A 20,716-nucleotide genomic window follows, 5' to 3' on the forward strand; every position below is an offset into this window, starting at 1 on the left:
GACTGTTTACCTCCGTGTCCGCCCCACCGCCTCCCGGAGGGAGCGGAGGAAGGGGACGGCCTTCGACCGGAGGAGCTCCCTGTCGGTGCCGCAGGGCTCGAGGAGGGAGATGAGGGCGCTGCCCACCACCACGCCGTCCGCCGCTTCGGCGGCCAGGGCGGCCTTTTCGGGGGTCCCCACGCCGAAGCCCAGGGCCAGGGGCAGGGAGGTGTGGGAACGGATTCGGTCGATGTACTCCTTCGGGGACGCTCCCGCCGTTCCGCTTTCCCCGGTGACGCCCAGGCGGGAGACGCAGTAGAGGAACCCGGACGCCCGTTCGCAGATGCCCCGCAGCCGTTCGGCAGGGGTGTTGGGGGTGACCATGAGGATGAAGTCCACCCCCTGCTCCCGAAGGAGGGAAGCGAGCTTCTCTCCCTGGTGGAAGGGCAGGTCGGGGATGATGACCCCCGACACTCCCGCCCCTGCGGCGTCGGCGGCGAACTTCTCCTGCCCGTAGGCGAGGATTGAGTTCATGTACCCCATGAGCACCCGGGGGGCGGAGATTTCGTTCCGGAGGTCCTTCAGCATGCCGAGGATCTTCTTCAGGGTGGCTCCTCCCGCGAGGGCCCGCTGGGACGCCTGCTGGATCACGGGGCCGTCCGCCAGGGGGTCGGAGAAGGGGATGCCCACTTCCAGCACGTCCACACCCTCCGTGTCGAGGAGCTTCAGCAGGTACGCCGTGGTGTCCAGATCCGGATCCCCGGCGGCGAGATAGGTGACGAGCGCTTTTTTGCCTTCGAAGGCCGAACTGAGGGTTTTCATGACCGTTCCTCCTTTTGCTGCAGGGACAGGATGGTGTCCATGTCCTTGTCTCCCCGTCCCGAGAGGTTCACCAGCACGATGGTGTCCCTGGGCAGGCTTCCCGCCGACCGGTAGACGTGGGCGAGGGCGTGGGAGCTTTCCAGGGCCGGGATGATCCCCTCCAGGCGGCAGGTGCGCCGGAAGGCGTCCACGGCCTCGTCGTCGGTGGCTGAGACGTAGGATGCCCGCCCCGTTTCGGCGAGGTGGCTGTGCTCGGGGCCAACACCGGGATAGTCGAGCCCGGCGGAGATGGAGTGGGCCGGCTGGATCTGTCCGTCCCCGTCGTAGAGCACATAAGAGTAGGAGCCGTGGAGCACGCCGGGCTTTCCCGCCGAGATGGTGGCGGCGTGGAGGCCCGTCTCCACTCCCCGTCCGGCGGCCTCCACCCCAACAAGGGCCACTTCCGGGTGTTCCACGAAGGCATGGAAGATGCCCATGGCGTTGCTTCCGCCCCCCACGCAGGCCACCACCTGGTCGGGAAGGCGCCCCTCCTTTTCGAGGATCTGGGCCTTCGCCTCTTCGCCGATGATTTTCTGGAAGTCCCTCACCATGAGAGGGTAGGGATGGGGGCCCATGACGGAGCCGATGACGTAGAAGGAGTCTTCCACGGTGGTGACCCAGTCCCGGATGGCTTCGTTCACCGCGTCCTTGAGGGTCCTGGTTCCCGACATGACGGACACGACCTTTGCGCCGAGCAGGTCCATCCGGGCCACGTTGGCGGCCTGGCGGTGCACGTCCTCCTCGCCCATGTAGACCACGCACTCGAGGCCGAAGAGGGCCGCCGCGGTGGCGGTTGCCACGCCGTGCATTCCCGCACCCGTCTCGGCGATGATGCGCTTCTTGCCCATCCGCCGGGCGAGAAGCACCTGGCCCAGGGCGTTGTTGATCTTGTGGGCCCCGGTGTGGTTCAGGTCCTCCCGCTTGAGGTACACTTTCGCTCCTCCGAGGGATTCGGTGATGCGGGGGGCGAAATACAGGGGCGACGGTCTGCCCACGTAATCCCGCAGCAGGGGGGCCATCTCGGCGGAGAAGGACGGGTCCTCCAGGCTGGCGAGATAGGCTTTCTCCAGTTCGTCCAGGGCGGGGACGAGGGTTTCGGGAACGTACTGTCCTCCGAAGGGGCCGAAGTACATGGATGCTTTCATTGCTGATCTCTCCTTTCGGAACGGTCGAACTGCTTCACGGCGGCCAGGGCGGCAGCCATTCTGTCCCGGTCTTTCACTCCCGGGGCGGACTCCACTCCGCTGTTCAGGTCCACGCCGAAGGGGCGGACGGTCTCCAGGGCGCGGGGGAGGTTCTCCGGGCCGAGGCCCCCGGCGAGGAGAAAGGGCCTGGCGAAGGTCTTCCCCGCCAGGAGGGAGTGGTCGAAGGGCTCTCCGGCGGCGAGGTTTTTCTTCCTGCTGTCCAGGAGGAAGAGCCCGGCATGGCCGTACCTGCCGGTTTTCTCGAGATCTTTCCCTGTCTCCACGGAAAAGGCCTTGATGGTCCCGAGGGACCTTCCCGAGAGCAGCGAAGGGTCCTCGGAGCCGTGGAACTGGATGGTGTCGAAGGCGCCGCAGCGCTCCACCTCGAGCACTTCGACGGGCCCGGGGTCCATCATCACGGCCACCCGGCAGACCGGTGGAGGCACCGCCGACGCCAGCTCCGCGGCCGCCTCGAGGGAGAGCCGCCGCGGGCTTCCCGGAACGAGGATGAAGCCCAGGGCCGAGGCGCCGAGTTCGACGGCCCTTTCCACGTCCTCTCTCCTGGTCAGGCCGCAGATCTTCACGAAGGTCATGCCGCCCGGACGCTCCTTTTTTTCCGGAAGGCCCGGATGAGTCCGGACGGGTCGCCCGATCTCATGAGGGCCTCCCCCACCAGGACGGCGTCCACCCCGGTGTCGGCCAGGAAGTCGGCGTCCGCTTCGGTGCGCACGCCGCTTTCGGAGACGATGATCCGGCTCCCGGCCCGCTCCCGCTGCCGGCAGATTTCCATGAGGCGCTCCGTGGTGCGGATGTCCACGGTGAAGTCGTCGAGATTCCTGTTGTTGATGCCGATGATCTCCGCTTCCGTGTCCAGGATGGACCGGAGTTCCTCGTCGGTGTGGACTTCCGCGATGACCTCCATCCCCAGGGAATAGGCCAGGGACAGGAGTTCCCCGAACCGCTTTCTCTCCAGGGCGGCGGCGATGAGGAGCAGGGCGTCGGCGCCGAGGAAGAGGCTTTCGTAGACCTGCACCTCAGTGAGGATGAAGTCCTTCCTGAGGAGAGGAAGGGCCGTCCGGGGCCGGAGGGACCGGAAATCGTCGGCGCTGCCCCCGAAGAAGGAGTGGTCGGTGAGGATGGAGACGGCGTCGGCCCCCCCCTGCTCGTAGAGCCGGAGCTGCTTCAGGGGGTCCACCGTCCCGTTGATGACCCCTCTGCTGGGGGAGGCCCGCTTGATCTCGCCGATGACCGAGAGTCCGCCGCGCCGGAGGGCGTCGGACATCCGGCTTGACGGCCTCGTCATCTCCGCCGTTTCCTCGAGCTTCTGCTTCAGTATGCGGTCCAGAATCATAGCGTCCTCCTCCTTTCAGGCGGACCGGCGGACCGGTTCCGCAAAGGCCCTGACCTTCTCCAGCACCGATGCCGCCCTGCCGGAGTCGATGCTCTCCGCCGCGAGGGCGGTTCCTTCCTTCCAGCTTTTCGCCCGCCCGGCGGCAAGAAAGACCGCCGCGGCGTTGAAAACCACGGCGTCCCTGGGGGCTCCCCGTTTTCCGGCCAGCACGTCCTCGATGAGGGCGGCGTTTTCCGGGGCGGACCCTCCGGCGAGGTCTTCGTTCCCCCGCAGGGGCAGTCCCCCGTCGGCGGGGGAGACCGACTCCTCCCGAATGCCTTCGGCGGAGAAGAAGACAACCCGGTTCGGCCCGCCGAGGGACAGCTCGTCGAAGCCGCCGTGGCCGGAGATCACCATGCCCTGCCGCCCCAGGGACCGGAGAACTTCGGCGGCCAGGGAAAGGAGAGCGGCGTCGAAGACACCCATGACCTGGTGGGTGAGGGGGGCAGGGTTGACCAGGGGCCCGAGGATGTTGAACAGAGTCCTCACGCCGAGGCTTTTCCGGATCTCCGCCACGTTCCCCATCACGGGGTGGAAGTGGGGGGCGAAGAGGAGGACCAGTCCCGCCCCGTCGAGGCACGCCGCCGCCCGCTCCGGGGAGGAGGGAAGGGCCGCTCCCAGGGCCTCGGCCACGTCGGCGCTGCCGCACTTGCTGGAAACGGACCGGTTGCCGTGCTTTGCCATGGGGATTCCTCCTCCGGCGGCCACGAAGGCCGCCGCGGTGGAGATGTTGAAGGACCCTGCGCAGTCTCCCCCGGTGCCGCAGTTGTCCACCAGGAGCCCGGGCCGGACGGGGACGGTCCTGGCTTTCCGCAGGAGCACCCGCGCCGCTCCCCCGATCTCGGCCGGGGTCTCGCCCCGGGCCCGGAGGGCGGCCAGGAAAGCCGCCACCTGGACGGGAGGCACGGTCCCCTCCATGACCATCTCCATGGCCTCCTCCATTTCAGCGTTCCCGAGGCGGTGTTTTTCCATTACCCGTGAAAGATACGGTGCGAACATGACGCTCCCTCCTTTGGATAAAAAAAAGCGGGGGAGAGAAACCTGTCCGGCTCCTCTCCCCCGCATGGGGTACAAAAAGGGCCGTGAAAGAAGATCCCTTGTGGGACCTGCCTCCACGGCCGTAAAGTGCGCGCTTTTTATTGGTTCGCGAGCTTTATGGTCTCCGGCGGCAGGCTATTTGGCCCGCCACCACCAGTTTTGGCTGAGTGTGTTCCGTATCATGACAACTGCCTCCCGGAAACGAATTGGGGAGAAGATACCACGGTCCCGGCCGGTCTGTCAACAGGAAATTTTTACCTCCCGCTTCGGGCCGCCTTTCCGAGGACGGACCGTATGGCCTCGGCGGACCGGAAAATGTCGTCGTCGGACGTGAACCAGTTCGACACGGAGATGCGCATGGCGGCCATCCCCTTCCAGACGCTTCCCCCGGCCCAGCAGGTGCCCTCTTCCTGCACCTGTGCCGTGACCGTGCGGGTGAAGGCGTCACTGTCGGATCCGGGGCAGGAAAACCTGACGAGGACCTGGTTCAGCACCACGTCGTTGAGAATGGTGACCATGGGGTCCTCCGACAGGAGCAATGCCATGAGCCGTGCCTGCCGGCAGTTCCGCTCCACCATCTCCCGGACGCCCTTCCTGCCCAGGCTCTTCAGGCCGCAGTACAGGGGGAAGCCCCGGGCCCTCCTTGAGGACTCGGGGACCCACTGGGAAGGATCCCGCACCTCTCCCTCCCCGGCGATATAGTACGGGGCGTTCAGCGCCATGGAAGCCCTGTGGGCGGCGCTGTGTCTCACCACCGCGATCCCCGAGTCGTAGGGGACGTTCAGCCACTTGTGGGCGTCCGTGGCCCAGGAATCGGCGAGTTCAACGCCGTCCGTATGGGTTTTGAGGGACGGCAGCATTCGTCCCCAGAGGCCGAAGGCTCCGTCCACGTGAACCCAGGCTCCCTTCGCCCGAGCGGCCGGGATGATCCGGGCGCAGGGATCGAAGGCACCGGTGTTCACGTTGCCGGCCTGAAGGCAGAGAATCACCGGGCCGGAGGCTGCCCTCAGGGCGTCCTCCGCTTTTTCCGGGATCATCCTGCCCTGCCCGTCGGCGGGGACGGACAACACGTTTCCCGTGCCGAATCCGAGCATTCTCAGGGCGACCAGGAGCGTCGCATGGGCCTCCTCGCCGGCGATGACGGTGACCCGGGGAGCTCCCTGGAGGCCGTCCTTCTCCACGTCATGGCCGGAGCGTCTGAGGACCTCGTGCCGCGCGGCGGCCAGGCAGGTGAAGTTGGCCATCTGGCACCCCGTGACGAAGCCGGCCGAGGATTCCGGCGGAAGGCCGAGGAGGTCGATGATCCATTCCGAGACGATCTCCTCCGCCGCGCTTGCAGCCGGAGAGGAGACGGCGAGGACGGCGTTCTGGTCCCAGGCGGAGGCAAGCCAGTCGGCGGCGAGGCTCGCCGGAAGGGCTCCCCCGGTGACGAAGCCGAAATACCGGGGTCCCGGCGAACCGGTGAGGCCGGAGGCTGCGCCTTCCGAAAAGGCGGCCACCACGTCCGAAGGGGCCATTCCCTCTTCGTTCAGCGTTCCGCCGAGGGCCTTCCTGATCTCCTCCGCGGAAGCCCATGCCCCGACCCTTCTGGACGGAAGGTCTTCAAGCCAGCGGATCGCCCTCTCCACAGTTTCCCGCAGCATCGTACTTTCGCAGAAAGGCATCCCCGGCAGACCTTTCCGGGGCGTGTTCTTTCCGTCGGAATTCGCCCCGCTCATTCGGGCAGAGCCTCCCCCGGCAGGAAGGTGTCCCCGGAATAGTCGATTCCCCGCAGGGGCTCGCCGTTCACCAGGAGGGTGAACACGTCGGGCCGGGCGTAGTGTCCCGTAACGTCGAAGTCGTAGCGGGCTTCCACCACCGCCGAAAGGTCAAGGTCGGCGCAGAGGATCTCCTCCCGGTCCCAGGAGGGGCCTGCAAGGTAATTTCCGAGGGGATCGATGATGGCGCTGCCGCCCCGGCACAGAATGTCCGGCTGGGATTCGAGGTCCCCGTAACACTGGAGATCCCGGGGATACATGTCCTTCGTGACGAACTGGTTGCAGGACAGCACGAAGCACCGTCCCTCGAGGGCGATGTGTCGCATGGAGCACTGCCATCCCTCCCGCTGGTCGGCGGTGGGGGCGAGGTATATGGAGGGGTTCCGGCCGTAAATGGCGGCCCGGGCGAGGGGCATGTAGTTCTCCCAGCAGATGAGGCCGCTCATGACGCCGTAGGGGGTGTTCACCGCCGCAAGGGTGCTGCCGTCCCCCTCGCCCCAGATGAGCCGCTCGCTCCCTGTGGGCTTCAGTTTCCGATGCTTCGCCAGGAGGGAACCGTCGGGACCGAAATACAGCAGGGTACAGAAAAGGGTTCCCCCGTCCCGCTCCATCACGCCGATGGAAAGGTAGGCCCCGCTCTCCGCCGCCAGTTTCCCGAGCTCTTCGGTCTCCGGGCCGGGAACGTCGATGGAGTTTTCGTAATACCGGGCCCAGTCCTTCCGTCCTCCCATGGAGCGGTTTCCCACCACCGAGCCGAAGGAGAGCCCCCTCGGGTAGCAGGGGATGAAGGCCTCGGGGAAGAGGATGATCCTCGCCCCCTGTCCGGCCGCCTCCCCCGTGAGCTTACGGATCCGTTCCATGGTCCCCCTCTTGTCCATGATTACCGGTGCGGCCTGCACTACGGCCGCCCGTACGACGCCTCTCTTCAGTCCCATCTTTTCTGCCTCCCCCCGAAAAAAAGAGGGGGAAGGACCGGACGTCCTCCCCCCTCCGCAGTGTCCTAGAGCGCCCTGTGCTTCTCGGCGATGGCGTCGGCCAGCGCGTCCAGGGCGGCCAGGTCCTCCGCCCGGGGCTTGCCCTTGCACAGGACCGTGCCGAGAACCTCCACCTTCAGGTTGGGGATCAGTCCGGAGATCTGCTCCACCGCCTTGGTACCCCATCCGTAGGAGCCGATGATGGCGGCGTACTTCAGCTTCGGCCGGAGGGCGTTCGCCAGGTGGGTGGCCGAGAAGACCGCCGGGTGGGGACCGAAGTGGACGGTGGGCGTGCCGATGACGATGGTGGCCGCGTCCACCAGGTCGATGGCCAGCTTGCCGATGTCGGTGACGGAAAGTTCGTACTTCTGGACCTTCACTCCCCGCTCCACCAGGGCGTCGAGCAGGCGGTCCACCATGATCTCCGTGCTTCCGTGCATGGAGATGTAGGGGATGGCCACGAAATTGGACACCCTGTCGGAGATCCAGTCACGGTAGGCGTCCAGGATGAAATCGGGCTTGTCGTAGACGGGGCCGTGGCTCGGGGCAATCATGTCGAACTCGTAGCCCTCGAGCTTCTTCATGTTGTTTCGGATGATGGACCGGAAGGGCATCATGATCTCGGCGTAGTACCGCTTGGCGCCCTCGTAGATGGCCGGGCTCTCGCCGGCGAACATGTCGGACGTGGCCAGGTGGGAGCCGAAGAAGTCGCAGGAGAACAGGATTTTCTCCTCCTGGAGGTAGGCGCACATGGTCTCCGGCCAATGGACCCAGGGGGTGTGGATGAACTTGAAGGTTCGGTTCCCCAGGGAGAGGGTCTGGCCGTCCTCCATGGCGTCGATGATGCCGCCGTCGATGTGGAGGTGGTCCTGGAGCAGTTCCTTCGCCTTCGTGGAGCAGACCACCCTCGCTTCAGGGTATTTCGCGAGCAGCGTGGGAATGGCCCCCGAGTGGTCCTGCTCGGTGTGGAGGGAGATGATGTAGTCGATCTTCTTCACGTCCTCCAGCTGGGCCAGCAGAACGTGTTCCAGGGCCGGGTCGGCGGTATCGATCAGGGCGGTCTTCTCGGAGCCCTCCACCAGGTATGCGTTGTAGCTGGTACCCTCGGGGAGGGGGATGAGAGAGTCGAAAAGCCGGCGGTTCCAGTCCACGGCACCCATGAGGAAGATGCCGCCGCGCATGGCTCTTTTCTTCATTTGTGTCATCTCTCCTTTCAAAATTATGCACCTGTGCCCCGCAGAACAGTAGTATACGCGGGGCCGGTATCGAATATTCCCGCTGAAATTATAGCCGTCATGCAATACGGGGGCAAGAGCCCCCTTTGCCGCGGGGCCTTTTCTGAGGTACTCTTTCGGGGAACGGCCCATGAAAGGAAGGATGCTCCATGTACCGGGAAGACCATGTCACCCTGCCTCCGGGTTGTGCCGCTGCCTGCGGCGCCTGTCCCGAAGGGCCCTATTCCCTCAGTGAGTCGCTGGCGAGGAAGAGGGCCCGGACCGAGCGGGCCCTGACGGCGTGGAAGGGCTGCATTGAAGACGTCCTTTCCGTTTCTGCGGATAACCGCCTGGGCTACCGGGACAGGACCGCCCTTTCTGCCCGGTGGGACGGTCGGGAAGGATGGCTCTTCGGCATGGAGGGTGTGCGGCAGGGAGTGCCCTACCCGCTGCGCTTCCAGCGGCCCCGGCCCTTCGTCTCCCTTCTGGAGTGCCCTGTCCACACCCCCCGGGTCAGGGAAATCCTGAAGGCGCTGGCGTCCGGGCTTCCTCCCGACGAGCCGGCGGGAACCTTCCCCCTGGCCTTTGCCGCCGTTTCCGGCGCCCAGTGCACCCTCGTCTTCAAGACGAAAAAAGACCCCGGCGACGGATGGCTCTTCTCCGCCGCGGGAGGGGTTTCCCTCGCCTCCCTGCTGGAAAGGGCCGGCCTCGAAGGCCTGTGGGTTCACCTGCACCCGGCTGCGGGGGTGCGTCTCTTCGCAAAGGGAGGATGGAGGCTTGCCTGGGGTATCTCCCGCTCGCGGGATTCCAGGGGGCTGCTCTACGGCCCGGGGTCCTTCTCCCAGCTTCTGACGGAGCTCCATGAGCGCTCCCTCGCCGAAGCCCGGGAGTTTCTCCGCCCCGGTACGGGAAATGCCGTCCTGGACCTGTACTGCGGCACGGGAGCCAGCATGGCCCTGTGGCAGGCCTCGGGGGCTGCCGTTCTCGGGGTGGAGGCCGGAGGAGAAGCGGTGGAGTGCGCCCGGATCAACGTTCCGGGCGCGGAGGTCCTGAGAGGGGCCTGCGCGGACCGTCTTCCCCAGGCGGAGGCGTTTTTGGGCCGTTTCCGGCCGGAAGAACGGCTCGTGTACGCCAACCCGCCCCGGACAGGGCTCGAGCCCCCTGTGGCGGAAGTCCTCGCGGGGAGGCTCCGGCCCGGGGGGCTCGCCTATCTGTCCTGCAGTCCCGGAACCCTCTCCCGGGACCTGTCGCTCCTCGAAGAGGCCGGTTTTGGGGTGCGGCGCCTTCTCCCCTTCGATTTCTTCCCCCGGACCGCCGCGGTGGAGGTGCTCGCCCTTCTGGACGGCCCGGGGAGGACGGGGGAGCCTATCTCCGGATGATGCTGTCCGCCGGTTCAGTGCCGAAGCGGTACGCCAGGGCGAAGACCGCCAGGCAGACCGGCCATTCGAGGTAGACCACGTGGGGGACCACCCGCACCTGGGGGAAGAGGGTCCAGGCGAGCCAGACCAGCACCGACGCCAGGATCGTCCAGAAGCCTGCCTCCTTTTTGCAGTACTTCGGCCAGAAGATGTTGGCCACGATGAGCAGCGTGAAGGACGCGGTGATGGCCAGGGCCGTGGTGATGGTCCTGAGGATCCCCACCGACGTGAGGGCCAGGAAGTAGGTGACCGCGCTGAAGCCCAGCACGGTGAGCCTGGAGAGGAACACTTCGTTCTTCTCCGTTACGGTCTTCGGGAAGAAGCGCTTCCATACGTCCTGCATCACCAGGGTGGAGCTTCCCAGGAGCAGCCCCACCGCCGTGGAGATGCCCGCCGCCCAGAGGGCCGCGAGGAAGATGCCCCCCACCACGGGCGAGATGTTGGTCATGATTGTGGGCAGGGCGAGGGCGGCCTTCTCGAGGTTGGGGAACTTCGCCGCCGCGATGATGCCGAAGAGGGCGCAGAGGAAGCCCGCGGGAAGGATCACCAGGCCGCCGAGAATGTAGCCGTGCCGGGCGGCCCGGCCATCCTTCGCCGCGAAGGCGATCTGGGAGATGGCCTGGACCGAGAAGCCCTGGGTGATCATGACCACCATCCAGGAGGTGATGAGGGCGATGCCCGTTCCTGAGAAGAAATCGAACCAGGGGCCGCCGGCGGGCAGGCTCGCCGCGATGGACTCCATGCCGCCGAAGACCTCGGATGAGCTCCGGAGGGCTGCCAGGATGCCGCCGTAGATCACCACCACGTTCACCACGTTGGTGAGCCCCGCGCCCCAGTAGCCGCCGATGAAGGTGATCCCAACGAAGAGAACGGCGGTCACCAGCATTCCCGTCTGGAAGGTGAACACGGAGGGCATGAGGGCCGTGAGGACCGCCCCTCCCGCCACGTACTGCAGGGAGGTGATGACCATCATGATGAGGAGCTGGGCGAGGACGCTGATCATCCGGGCCTGCTTTCCGTACATCCGTTCCATCATCTCGGGGATGGTGTTCACTTCCATGCGGCGGAAGTAGTCCGCCACGAAGAGGCCGACGATGATGCCCGCCGTTCCCCAGGCGGCGTTGTACCACCCGGCGGAGAGGCCCACCTTGTAGGCGTGTTCGGCCACGCCGACCGTGGAGGCTCCTCCGATGGCAAGCCCCGCGAGCATGGCGGCCACCACCACAGTGGGGAGATTCCGCCCGGCGAGGAGGTACTGGACGGCGCCCCCCTTGCCCTTTTGGATGAGCTTCGAAGCGTACCAGGAGATGCCGTAGAGGATCAGGATGTACGTCACCAGGATGAACAGCTGCATTGATATCCCCCCAAAAAGAATTTTCCCAGTAGTATAACATCTTCTCAGGAGAAAAAAAGAGCCGGATCTCTTTCAATTCCGCTGTCTGAGGGTTGAAAAGAAATCCGGCTTTTCGCCAGGGGGATGGAGGCTTGCCTGGGGAGTGTCCCGCTCGCGGGACTCCAGAGGGCTGCCGTTCTCGGGGCGGGAGCGGGAGGAGAAGCGGTGGAGTGCACCCGGCTGAATGTCCCGGGAGCGGAGGTCCCGAGGGGAGCTTTCGCGGACCGGCTTCCCCAGACGGGGGCGTTTTTGGGCCGGTTCTGGCCGGAAGAGCGGCTCGTGTACGCCAACCCGCCCCGGACAGGGCTCGCCCCCCCGTGGCGGAAGCTCTCGCGGAGCCGAAGGGACAAAAAAGGCGGATTTTCGGATCCGGTTTCCCAGACTGGGTGTGGTAGCCATCTGGAAAAGTATTATCCCGAATACTTGCTTTTTTCATGCAACCGGAGCCGGAATGAGTTGAAAGACGGCACGTTTCGATTGCTTTCCGTGCTTCATCTCGCTATTATGAAAAGAAGAAAAAGCTCATGCGTTTTTGCATTTAATCAAAGGCATTTTCAAAGATGATCAAAAAAAGAAGAGGTGCTTTCAATGCTGGATCTTGCTTTAAGGAACTGCCGGGTTCTGGACGGCACAGGAGCCCCGTGGTTCAGGGCAGAGGTGGGAATATCAGGCGATAAGATCGTTCGGGTGACAAAAAGGCTCGACGAGGAGGCATTTCAGTCTTTTGACCTGGAAGGGCAGGTTCTCTGTCCGGGGTTTATCGACATGCACACCCACTCGGACCTTCGCCTTTTTTCCACTCCTGAAGAAGATGCCAAGATCATGCAGGGCATTACCACAGCAGTGCTGGGCCAGGACGGGCTCTCCGTGGCGCCTCTTTCGCCCGGGGAAATACCTATGATGAAGCAGCGGCTTGTAGGCCTTGACGGCTCCTGGGAAGAATGGAGCTGGAACACAATGGGCGAATACCTCTCGGCAATCGACAGGGCTCAGCCTGCAACGAACTCTGCCATGCTGGTACCCCACGGTGCGGTTCGCGCCTCCGTGGTGGGGTGGCAGAACAGGCCGGCGTCCGGCGATGAGATCCGCGAGATGGTCCGCATCACCGGCAGAGCAATGGAAGAAGGGGCATTCGGCTTCTCGACAGGTCTTATATATCCACCCTGTCTTTATGCGGAAGAGAAGGAATTCGTAGCCCTGGCCAGGGAGGCGGCAGCCTGGGGAGGATTTTTCGTCGTCCACATGAGAAACGAGCAGGACTATATCGAAGATGCCCTGAACGAGGTAATCACTATTTGCACAAAAGCTGAATGTCCGCTGCATATTTCGCACCTCAAGATCGCGGGAAAAAAGAACTGGGGGAGAGCGGGACGCGTTCTGCAGCTTCTCGACAACGCACGAAGCAAGGGGCTGGAGGTGACCTTCGACCAGTACCCCTACACTGCGGGGAGCACCATGCTCGACGCCCTTATTCCTCCGGTTTTCCACGCCGACGGGCAGAAAAAGATGCTTGAATATATCGGTGATCCATCAGTCAGGCAAAAGATACGGGAAATGACGGATGGAACAGACGGCACCCCATGGGAGAACTGGGTGGGCTCCTGCGGCTGGGACGGTATCCTCATTAATTCCGTCGGTTCGGAGAAAAACCGCTGGGTGGAAGGGAAAAACATGGCGGAGATTGCCGCGGCATCCTCCATGGATCCTGTGGATGCCCTCTGCGATCTTCTCGTTGAGGAAGCGGGCACTGCGACGATGACCCAGTTCTACGGATGCGAGGAGGACGTGGAAACAATAATAAGCCATGAATCCATGCTGTTCTGCTCTGACAGTATCGTGGGAGGAAAGCCGCACCCGAGGGCTTACAGTTCGACTGCCCGGATTCTCGGCCGCTATGTGAGGGAGAGAGGAAAGCTCAGCCTGGCACAGGCGGTGCGCAGGATGACTTCAGGTCCCGCCGCCCGACTGGGGCTCCAGGACAGGGGTATTGTCAGGGAGGGGATGAAAGCCGACCTGGTGGCCTTTGATCCTGCGGCAGTCGGCGACAGAGGGACGTACCAGGATCCTGTCCGCTACCCTGCGGGCTTCTCCATGACAGTCGTTTCCGGCCATGTTGCCATGATGGACGGAGAGCTCACCGGAGCCAGGGCTGGGGGGGCCCTCCGAAGGCGCTGAAACAGCGGACCTATAAAGGCACAACAAGCTGCGCGGCATTTGCCGCGCAGCTTGTTGTCGGCCGCAGACAAAGCGAGCCGTCCGGGAAATTATCCGTGGGGGCGGCACCGGCTGCCATCTCCATCTTGTTTTCTTGGTTTCAGTCCCTGCAGTCCTTCTCCACCCTCTGCATCATGGCCTTTATGTACCCGAGGGCGTAGGCCATGCCCACGTGCCACGGGGCCGGACTCGACACCAGGGGCGAGTGGTCGGGGATGACCGCGCCCCGGAAGTCGTTCCGCCGGAGGATCTTCAGCACCCGGTAAATGTCGATGTCACCCTCGTCGATAAAGGTCTCCCGGTACCGGGGCACCTGTCCCTCCACGTTTCGCAGGTGGATGTAGCCGATGGCGTTCTGCTTCGCGTAGCTTTCGATGGCGTCGTAGAAGTTGCAGCCGTTCATCTCCGCCAGGGTGCCCACGCAGAGTTCCAGGGTGTTGCTGTGGCTCTTTTTCAGGTCCAGGAGCCTCTGGTAGAGCTCGGGCCGCCACACGAGCCTGGGCGTTCCCCGGAGGGTTGCGAAGGGGGGATCGTCCGGGTGGGCCGCCATTTTGACGCTGGACTCCTCCGCCACGGGAAGCAGCTCCTCGAGGAACCAGGCGAACCGCTTCCAGAGCTCCTCGGATGTGATCTGGGTGTCAGAGTTCACTTCCTTCGGCGCTTCGGGGTCGTAGAACATGTTCCAGACCATCCCGCGGGGAAGGGGAAGGCTGTCGCAGCCGTCGACGCCCACCGATTCGGCGCCGCCCCTGGCGAAGGCGCCGCTGATCCTGGAGGCCACTCCGGCGAGGCTGAAGTTGTAGCCCATGATGGGGATGCCTGCCCTGCCGATGTTCCGGATGAGCCCCTTGAGCCCCTCCATCTGCTCGGCCTTTTTCGGCCCGTCGAGGAGGACGTCGTACCAGAAGCCGGGGTCGAAGTTTTCTATGGCCTCGAGGACCAGTCCCTCGTCCTCGATGGACTTCCGGATGTCCCGAAGCTCCTCGTAGCTCCACACGTCCCTGTTCCGGGTCACCCCCCAGCCGTCGGCGTCGCCCACGGGCTGGTTGTTTCCCGTCACGGGATCCTTTTCGCGGTGGAAATAGTCCACCAGGTGGATCACCAGGTGAGTGCATCCGAGCTGCCTGGCGTACAGGAAGTTTTCCCTGGTGAGATGATGCCTGTAGAACACCATTGCCAGTTTCATAGGTCCGGTCTCCTTGTCTCCATGTCAGATGAGATCAATCATACCAGATTACCCGTACAGGATTGCCGCCTCTTAACGCCGTCACGCTTCTTCGGCAACCGTTATGGTGGTACCGGCTGCCGCGGATTCCTGGGAGGCTCCGTTTTTCATCACGTAGGCGGGGAATTTTTCCCGGAGGTGTTCCGACTCGCCCAGGATCTTGTTCAGGTGCCTGGAGAGCCAGCGGAGGGCGTCGTCGCTGTCCCGGCGCCTGCACGCCGAGAGGATGGCCCTGTGTTCGGCGAGCACGTTGCCGAAATCAAGGTAGTTCTGGAGGCTGAGATAGCGCAGGCGCTTGTACTGGGCACTGAAATGATCGATGAAGCTCCAGGCCCGGGCCTTGCCGCAGGCGAGGAACAGCTCCCTGTGGAAGGCGTCGTCGGAATCCACAAAGCCGTCCACGTCCCGCTCGGCGATGGTCTGCTCCTGGGCGTCGAGGAGATCGTCCATGGCGGAGAGTATTTTTTCGTCGGGGGGAGAGGCGATGAAAAGGGAAAGAACGGTGCTTTCGACGCAGAACCGGGTGAACCTCACTTCCTCGATCTGCTCCATGTCCATGAGGGAAACATAGGTGCCCCTCTGGGGGCGTATTTCCAGGAGCCCTTCCCCCTGCAGCTTGATGAAGGCTTCCCGGACGGGGGTTTTGCTGATGTTCATCCTGCCGGCGATGTCCTTCTCGCTGAGCCGCCTCCCTGGAAGGAGGCGCCAGTTCAGAATGTCCCTCCGCAGGGTCAGGTACACCTGCCGGGTGACTCCGTCCTTGAGCTCGCTCATATCGAAATAGGAGAGCATTGGCAACGTCCCTTTCTCGGAGGGTTTCAGCCGGAAAATGCGCGCAATTGACGCTTGCGCGAAGAGGTGACTGATATGTTAGTATCTTAGAAGTATCCCGTTCATTTGTCAAGATATGTCCGCCACTGCGGGATCTGTGGCGGAAACAGGGGGAATTTGCTATGATCTGCCCTGTTGTGCAGACAGAATCGAGAGCGGGGAGAAATAAGTGAAGAGAAGAATTGTCCTGTGGGTGTTTCTGGTCTGCCTCCTCCTCGGGCCAGCCGATGCCGATGCCGGGGCCCGGCCGCTCATTGAGAGAGGGAAAGGCCGGACGGTGGCCATCACCTTCGACGACGGGCCCCGGCCGGGATACGTGGAACCCCTTCTGGACATATTGAGGGAAAAGGGCGTGAGGGCCACCTTCTTTGTTGTGGGGCGCTACGCGGTCCTGTACCCCGAGCTTGTCCGGGCCATGGCGGACGGCGGGCACGTGGTGGCCAACCACACCTACTACCACAACAATCTCACAGCCCTGCCCCGGGAGAACGTCTACCGGGAATGGCGGCTCTGCAGCGAGGCAATCGAATCCATACTCGGGCAAAAGCCCCGGTTCGCCAGGCCTCCCGGAGGGCGGTTCAACTCCTTCGTGGTGGATCAGGCCGCCGGAGAGGGGTTGCGTATCGTCCTGTGGACCAACAATCCCGGGGACTATTCGGACAGCCTCACCGCCCCCGAGCTTACCCGGAAGGTGCTGGCGAAAGCCGCACCGGGTGACATCCTGCTGCTTCACGTGGGCGTGCGTCCCACCATCGAGGCTCTTCCCGGAATCATCGACGGCTACAGGAAAAAGGGCTTTTCCTTCGTCACCGTGGAGGACATCGCCCGGTAGGGGGCCCTACTTTTTCTCCTTGAGCGCCTCCTCCAAAGCTATCAGGGCTTCTTCCCGGGAAGCTCCCCCGCTCTTTCCGGGCTCTTTTTCCACCGGCTGCGGCGGGATAAGTTCCTGGAAAGGAGAGCCGTCCCTGGGAAGCTGAGGGAGCTTCAGTTCCCTTGCAGCCTCGGCAAGCTTTTCCGGGGCCGCGAAGAGGGATCCTCCATTCCAGCCGCCCCAGATCCAGTTCTCCGGGGTTCCTGCCAGGCGCTCGGCGCCTTCGTACCATCCCCGTTCAAGCAGCTCTTCCGGTGCCGCTACCGGCGATTCGGCCACGGCGAGTTCCCCAGCCCGGACGTATCCGTCGTCTCCCCAGTGGTATTTTCTTGAGATGAACACGAAAGGGAAGTCCTTGTATTTTAGTTGGGAAAATACGTCAGGCACGGAGAATCCCTCGATTTCGAGGTAATGGTGCCGGGCTTCGGACCGGGATCCCCTGGCGCTGTAGGCGGTGATGTAGGTGATCCCTTCAGGGGTCTCCTCTCTTTCCACATCGGGGGCGGGGACGGCATACGCCCCTGCCGGGAAAATGCAGAGCAGGGAGGCCAGTACGATCAGGACTGCCGGCATGTTCTTCATGATATTCCCTCCTTTTCCGTTTCCATCGTCCACCCCTCCGCCGGGGGGAATATTTCTTCAAGGTCCGGGGCTGCATATTCCGAGATGCAGCGGGTGACGCATTCCGAGCGGATCACCAGGCGGCACAGCCGCTCCTGCTCGGAAGAAACGTTAATTCCCGCAGGGCCGTTCAGAACTACGGGAACTCCGCCTTCGGCCCTGATCTCGTCCCGGGCCCTGGTCGTCTCCCAGTCGGCGAGGGCGGCAAGGTTCAGGTATTTTCCTGCGGCGAGGTGGCCGGAGTCCCATTCACTCTTTCGCAGGGCGACGGAGGCCGTGCGGGCGAGGATCTCCAGGGTCGGCAGGTCCATGGTGGCCGTTCCGGCGAGAGGGGCGGACACCGCCACGAAGGCGGTCAGCCTGTCGCCGTCCCAGAGGGGAAAGATCCGGTTCATGGCATCAAGCCCTTCCACCGACGAGAGAGCGGGTACTTCCATGAAAGCGAAGAGCCGTTTCGACTCTTCCAGGGAAAAGGACCCCTGCCGTTCTCCTTCGAGGAGTCCCACGGGAAAGCCGGCGAAGGTGCCTTTTTTCTCCAGGAGCCCCTCCCTCTTTGAGGCGAAATGGACATATCCCCCGGCGGCGGGCTGCCAGGCCACGAGAAGGGACCGGGGAGCCTGGGCCATCTCTGTAAAGATGTCCAGTATCTGGAGCAGGAGGTCCTCCTTGGAGGTCTGTTCCATAAAATTCAGCGCGGCCTCGTGAAGGGCGTTGAGCAGGAAGGCCCTGCGGGTGAGCTCCGAGATGTTCCGCTCCCGCTCTTCCCTTAGGCTTCCAAGAGAGAGGGCCTTTGAGGCCACGTTTCCGAGAAGTTCCATGAAGTTGAAGGCCTCTTCGCCTGGGATCTTCTCCCATTTGAGGAAGCAGAAAAGGCGGAAGGCCCCTCCGGGGATGGGGAGGACGGCGGACCAGTCATCGGCCAGCGAGTCGAAAACGCTGTCCCCCAGGAGTTCCCGCTGCTGGGGTTCCACCCTCACGGGGACGGGAGAGAGAATGTCCCGGGCGAAAATGCCCTTCCTCGGCGGCAGGAGCATCTCCTCCCCTTCGAGGAGGGACAGGGTTTCTCCGTCGTCGAGCAGCAGGGAAAACCGGGAGGGGAAGAGGCTTTCCTGCACCACGTCGTGGAGAAAGGCGCCGAAGTAGTTCACTCCCATGGGCTCGAAGACGGAGGCGAGGGTGTTCTTCGTGGCCAGAACCATGTAGGCCAGCCGGGAGAGCCGCTCCTCCACGCCGGCGGTCTTCTGGTGGAGCTGCCAGAGGTTGATGAGCCCGGCGAAGGAGGGCATTTCCTCCATTATTTCCGGGGTCGGCTCGTCACCGAGAAGAACAAAAAAGCACCACCCCATCCCTCTGAGTCTCACTGCCCACGGCCACTCTCCCGAAAGGGGGGCTGAGAAGACATCGAAGGATGTCCTGAGGGGGGGGGACGGAAAGGCTGAGCCGGCGATACCGGCCGCTCCTTCCAGGAACAGGCTGTTCATGGGCGTGCCGAAAGCGTCGAGTACCGCCAGGTCATTCCCTTCCGGACGGGCTATCAATCCACGGGAGGTGCGTCCGGCGAGATATTCCGAAAGAAGCACCAGAACGCCGCCGTCCAGGATAAAATTCGTCTTTTCGAAAAGCTCTTTCATAAATGGTCAACTCCCCTTTATAAAGGGTAGGAATGAGTCTTTCCGTTCCCTATAGCGGAAAAACTGCTTCAATGGTATCGTAAAGACAGAAATGGCGCCACTACAAATTGATGACGTCACAGGGCGTTGTCCGCATCTGCGGGGTGTTCGTCTGTGCTTTGGAGCGACAGAAAAGAAAAACCGGGGCCCGTCCCCCATCCGGGTGAGGAGAAGAGGCGCTTTTTTCGCGTGGAGTGCGTTCTCCGTACGGAATTCCGGCTTCGGGACCACGGGGTCTGGGTCCCCGCCGAAGTGCTTGATCTCAGCGTAGCCGGAATGAAGGTCCGGTTCGATCCTTTCTTCAGGGGGAAAACCCTTCCCCCGGAGCGGTTCGAGTGGGCGGAATGTACCTTCCGTTTCCCTGTGAACGGAAGCTTTTTCCAGATAGAAGGCTGCTTTCTCCGGGTCTACCAGAGAGAGGCGGGCCGTTTCACCGCAGGCGTGGAGTTTTCCGATCCCTCGCCGGAACAGCAGTTCAAGCTCGTGGAGCTCTACGGGATCTTCCGGAGGAAAAGTGCCGATATCCCGTGACAAAAACGGAACCGTTCAGCACCTGCCACCAATACTTATCTTCGTGAAGGGGGCCGGAACAATGAACACGGTACGAGGAAGGATTTTAGCTTCGTTTCTTGCGCTTGGATTGCTGCTTCTCGGAGGAGTGAGCTTCGTGGCGCTCCGCCAGTCTGAACGGGGACTTCTGGAACTCGCTGAACAGGAGGGACAAGCCCTTACCCGGACGCTCACGGAAGGTTTCGACCAGTACCTCGCTGCCAGGTCCGCCTTTATGGAGGCGGCGGCAAAGCACGGGGAAATGAGGAGCGGCGACCTGGAGCGCCAGAAGGCCTTCCTCTCCACCCTCGACGCTTCGAAGCTCCAGATCCAGGCCTATTTCATCATCGACCTGAACGGCGACGGACACTACCTTGACGGCAGGGTGAACAAGCTGGGCGACAGGGAATACTACCTGCGGGCCCGGAACTCGAAATCCACGGTGGTGGGACAGCCCGTCCTCTCCAGGGCCACGGGGGAGATGGTGGTCATCATCGCCTCGCCGGTTCTCGACGGTTCGGGGAATGTCACCTCCGTACTCTGCGGCCGGATCACCGCCAACACGCTTTTAGACCTCGCTTCCGCCCAGAAGTGGGGACAGACAGGATACTCGGTGGTGACCGACTCCACCGGACTGATGGTCGTTCATCCTGAAAAAGACTACGTGGGCATCCTGAACGCTTCAGTTCCGGGCAAGGAGCTCCCCGACACCTTCACCTCGGCGGTGAAGCGGGCCCTCGGGGGAGAGTCGGGAGTCGTCCGGTATTCTTTTGAGGGGGTTGAGCGCGTGGCGTCCTACGCACGAATACCCTCCACGGGGTGGGCGGTCCTCATGGTCTCCCCGGTGGATGAATTCCTCACTCCGGTCCGGGACATGCGGAGGATCATCTTCCTTGCCCTCGGGGCGGCGGTGCTTCTCATGATCGGCGTCTCCATCCTGATTGCCGGCAGTGTTTCCAGACCCCTCGCCGCCGTGGTGGCGAAAATGGACAGCCTTGCCCGGGGAGATTTCAGCTCCCGGTTTTCTTCCGGCTCCAGCCTTGCCGAAATACGAAACCTGACCGAGTCCTTCAACGGGATGATCGACTCGGTGGCAGGCTTCGCCGGAGGCGTCATCACCGCGTCCTCCTCCCTTCTCGCCCGGGCCGAGGACCTGAGTGCGGCGTCCGAACAGAGCAGCGCCTCGGTGCAGGAAATGATCGGCCTCGTGGGGAAGGTGTCGAAGAACACCCACGACACGTCGAGCGCCATTGAGGAGGCCAACGCCGGTGTGGAGGAAGTGGCGAGCGCGTCCCAGGCCGGGGCGAAGGCGGCCGCCGAATCGGGCGAGCAGGCCCAGGAAATCTCTCTGGCAGCGGAACAGGGAGGCAAGGCACTGGAGCAGATGGTCCATCTCATCGGGAGCGTCTCGAAATCGGGAGCCCAGGTAAACGCCGCCGTGACGGAGCTTGCGAAGTCGGTGTCGGGCATCACGGGATTCGTGAACACCATCACCCAGATCGCGGACCAGACGAACCTTCTTGCGCT

General features: G+C 63.4%; 18 protein-coding genes. 5 read left to right on the forward strand and 13 right to left on the reverse strand.

The window, feature by feature from the left end; all coding sequences use genetic code 11:
• Window positions 1-6: 6 nt before the first annotated feature.
• The 8 genes from trpA to C8D99_RS07250 all read right to left on the reverse strand — a co-directional run bounded on the left by trpA (window position 7) and on the right by C8D99_RS07250 (window position 8,379).
• Entirely contained in the window at window positions 7-801 is a 795-nt protein-coding gene (gene trpA / locus C8D99_RS07215; RefSeq protein WP_133957467.1) for a tryptophan synthase subunit alpha, read from the reverse strand.
• On the reverse strand, window positions 798-1,985 hold the full coding sequence (gene trpB, locus C8D99_RS07220; RefSeq protein WP_133957468.1) for a tryptophan synthase subunit beta: 1,188 nt from the start codon (window positions 1,983-1,985) through the stop codon (window positions 798-800). The genes trpA and trpB overlap by 4 nt, the downstream gene beginning before the upstream one ends.
• Complete coding sequence (locus C8D99_RS07225; RefSeq protein WP_133957469.1) at window positions 1,982-2,617, reverse strand: phosphoribosylanthranilate isomerase; 636 nt, start codon at window positions 2,615-2,617, stop codon at window positions 1,982-1,984. The genes trpB and C8D99_RS07225 overlap by 4 nt, the downstream gene beginning before the upstream one ends.
• Window positions 2,614-3,375 (reverse strand): indole-3-glycerol phosphate synthase TrpC, encoded by a 762-nt coding sequence (trpC, locus tag C8D99_RS07230; protein ID WP_133957470.1) that lies wholly within the window; start codon window positions 3,373-3,375, stop codon window positions 2,614-2,616. Before trpC ends, C8D99_RS07225 begins: the two co-directional genes overlap by 4 nt.
• A 15-nt stretch (window positions 3,376-3,390) precedes the next feature.
• Window positions 3,391-4,413: an anthranilate phosphoribosyltransferase gene (trpD, locus tag C8D99_RS07235; protein WP_133957471.1), complete on the reverse strand. Its 1,023-nt coding sequence runs from the start codon at window positions 4,411-4,413 to the stop codon at window positions 3,391-3,393.
• Between the two features lie 293 nt (window positions 4,414-4,706).
• A complete protein-coding gene (locus C8D99_RS07240) occupies window positions 4,707-6,095 on the reverse strand; it encodes a pyridoxal phosphate-dependent decarboxylase family protein (protein WP_208321120.1) in 1,389 nt (462 codons plus the stop codon).
• A gap of 71 nt (window positions 6,096-6,166) precedes the next feature.
• Complete coding sequence (locus tag C8D99_RS07245) at window positions 6,167-7,144, reverse strand: carbon-nitrogen hydrolase family protein (protein ID WP_133957472.1); 978 nt, start codon at window positions 7,142-7,144, stop codon at window positions 6,167-6,169.
• A 65-nt stretch (window positions 7,145-7,209) separates the two neighbouring features.
• Window positions 7,210-8,379, reverse strand: a complete 1,170-nt coding sequence (locus C8D99_RS07250; RefSeq protein ID WP_133957473.1) for an FprA family A-type flavoprotein — start codon at window positions 8,377-8,379, stop codon at window positions 7,210-7,212.
• 188 nt (window positions 8,380-8,567) lie between these two features.
• Here C8D99_RS07250 and C8D99_RS07255 point away from each other — a divergent pair, with 188 nt between their 5' ends.
• Window positions 8,568-9,776 (forward strand): class I SAM-dependent RNA methyltransferase, encoded by a 1,209-nt coding sequence (locus tag C8D99_RS07255; protein WP_133957474.1) that lies wholly within the window; start codon window positions 8,568-8,570, stop codon window positions 9,774-9,776.
• Here C8D99_RS07255 and C8D99_RS07260 read toward each other — a convergent pair.
• Window positions 9,763-11,169, reverse strand: coding sequence for a sodium:solute symporter family protein (locus C8D99_RS07260; RefSeq protein WP_166670070.1), 1,407 nt, complete (start codon window positions 11,167-11,169; stop codon window positions 9,763-9,765). The genes C8D99_RS07255 and C8D99_RS07260 overlap by 14 nt on opposite strands.
• Window positions 11,170-11,796: 627 nt before the next feature.
• Between C8D99_RS07260 and C8D99_RS07265 the strand changes: the two genes are divergently transcribed.
• Window positions 11,797-13,383: an N-acyl-D-amino-acid deacylase family protein gene (locus C8D99_RS07265; RefSeq protein ID WP_133957475.1), complete on the forward strand. Its 1,587-nt coding sequence runs from the start codon at window positions 11,797-11,799 to the stop codon at window positions 13,381-13,383.
• A 139-nt stretch (window positions 13,384-13,522) separates the two neighbouring features.
• Here C8D99_RS07265 and C8D99_RS07270 read toward each other — a convergent pair whose 3' ends face one another.
• Entirely contained in the window at window positions 13,523-14,608 is a 1,086-nt protein-coding gene (locus C8D99_RS07270) for a mannonate dehydratase (RefSeq protein WP_133957476.1), read from the reverse strand.
• An 81-nt stretch (window positions 14,609-14,689) separates the two neighbouring features.
• Window positions 14,690-15,421, reverse strand: coding sequence for a GntR family transcriptional regulator (locus tag C8D99_RS07275; RefSeq protein ID WP_208321121.1), 732 nt, complete (start codon window positions 15,419-15,421; stop codon window positions 14,690-14,692).
• A gap of 226 nt (window positions 15,422-15,647) precedes the next feature.
• Between C8D99_RS07275 and C8D99_RS07280 the strand changes: the two genes are divergently transcribed.
• The gene (locus C8D99_RS07280; protein WP_133957478.1) at window positions 15,648-16,310 is read left to right on the forward strand and encodes a polysaccharide deacetylase family protein; all 663 of its coding nucleotides are present in this window, start codon (window positions 15,648-15,650) and stop codon (window positions 16,308-16,310) included.
• 6 nt (window positions 16,311-16,316) lie between these two features.
• On the opposite strand, the gene C8D99_RS07285 is transcribed toward C8D99_RS07280, so the two are convergent.
• Together C8D99_RS07285 and C8D99_RS07290 are read right to left on the reverse strand one after the other, a co-directional pair.
• On the reverse strand, window positions 16,317-16,931 hold the full coding sequence (locus C8D99_RS07285) for a hypothetical protein (RefSeq protein WP_133957479.1): 615 nt from the start codon (window positions 16,929-16,931) through the stop codon (window positions 16,317-16,319).
• A complete protein-coding gene (locus tag C8D99_RS07290) occupies window positions 16,928-18,601 on the reverse strand; it encodes a hypothetical protein (protein ID WP_133957480.1) in 1,674 nt (557 codons plus the stop codon). Before C8D99_RS07290 ends, C8D99_RS07285 begins: the two co-directional genes overlap by 4 nt.
• Before the next feature lie 153 nt (window positions 18,602-18,754).
• Between C8D99_RS07290 and C8D99_RS07295 the strand changes: the two genes are divergently transcribed.
• Window positions 18,755-19,171 carry a PilZ domain-containing protein gene (locus C8D99_RS07295; RefSeq protein WP_274542670.1) on the forward strand — a complete coding sequence of 139 codons (417 nt, stop codon included), beginning with the start codon at window positions 18,755-18,757 and terminating at the stop codon, window positions 19,169-19,171.
• Window positions 19,172-19,232: 61 nt separating this feature from the next.
• Window positions 19,233-20,716: methyl-accepting chemotaxis protein (locus C8D99_RS07300; RefSeq protein ID WP_133957482.1), on the forward strand; the 1,484-nt coding region annotated here is incomplete at its 3' end.

This window comes from Aminivibrio pyruvatiphilus, assembly GCF_004366815.1.
Taxonomy (GTDB): Bacteria; Synergistota; Synergistia; order Synergistales; family Aminobacteriaceae; genus Aminivibrio; species Aminivibrio pyruvatiphilus.

Excerpts from the sequence above, each read along its gene's own strand:
- C8D99_RS07245 (WP_133957472.1), bottom strand. The coding sequence starts at position 7,144 with ATGGGACTGAAGAGAGGCGTCGTACGGGCGGCCGTAGTGCAGGCCGCA.
- C8D99_RS07225 (WP_133957469.1), bottom strand. The coding sequence starts at position 2,617 with ATGACCTTCGTGAAGATCTGCGGCCTGACCAGGAGAGAGGACGTGGAA.
- C8D99_RS07265 (WP_133957475.1), top strand. The coding sequence starts at position 11,797 with ATGCTGGATCTTGCTTTAAGGAACTGCCGGGTTCTGGACGGCACAGGA.
- C8D99_RS07240 (WP_208321120.1), bottom strand. The coding sequence starts at position 6,095 with ATGCTGCGGGAAACTGTGGAGAGGGCGATCCGCTGGCTTGAAGACCTT.
- C8D99_RS07285 (WP_133957479.1), bottom strand. The coding sequence starts at position 16,931 with ATGAAGAACATGCCGGCAGTCCTGATCGTACTGGCCTCCCTGCTCTGC.
- trpD (WP_133957471.1), bottom strand. The coding sequence starts at position 4,413 with ATGTTCGCACCGTATCTTTCACGGGTAATGGAAAAACACCGCCTCGGG.
- C8D99_RS07270 (WP_133957476.1), bottom strand. The coding sequence starts at position 14,608 with ATGAAACTGGCAATGGTGTTCTACAGGCATCATCTCACCAGGGAAAAC.
- trpB (WP_133957468.1), bottom strand. The coding sequence starts at position 1,985 with ATGAAAGCATCCATGTACTTCGGCCCCTTCGGAGGACAGTACGTTCCC.
- C8D99_RS07275 (WP_208321121.1), bottom strand. The coding sequence starts at position 15,421 with ATGAGCGAGCTCAAGGACGGAGTCACCCGGCAGGTGTACCTGACCCTG.
- C8D99_RS07255 (WP_133957474.1), top strand. The coding sequence starts at position 8,568 with ATGTACCGGGAAGACCATGTCACCCTGCCTCCGGGTTGTGCCGCTGCC.
- C8D99_RS07290 (WP_133957480.1), bottom strand. The coding sequence starts at position 18,601 with ATGAAAGAGCTTTTCGAAAAGACGAATTTTATCCTGGACGGCGGCGTT.
- C8D99_RS07250 (WP_133957473.1), bottom strand. The coding sequence starts at position 8,379 with ATGAAGAAAAGAGCCATGCGCGGCGGCATCTTCCTCATGGGTGCCGTG.
- trpA (WP_133957467.1), bottom strand. The coding sequence starts at position 801 with ATGAAAACCCTCAGTTCGGCCTTCGAAGGCAAAAAAGCGCTCGTCACC.
- trpC (WP_133957470.1), bottom strand. The coding sequence starts at position 3,375 with ATGATTCTGGACCGCATACTGAAGCAGAAGCTCGAGGAAACGGCGGAG.
- C8D99_RS07260 (WP_166670070.1), bottom strand. The coding sequence starts at position 11,169 with ATGCAGCTGTTCATCCTGGTGACGTACATCCTGATCCTCTACGGCATC.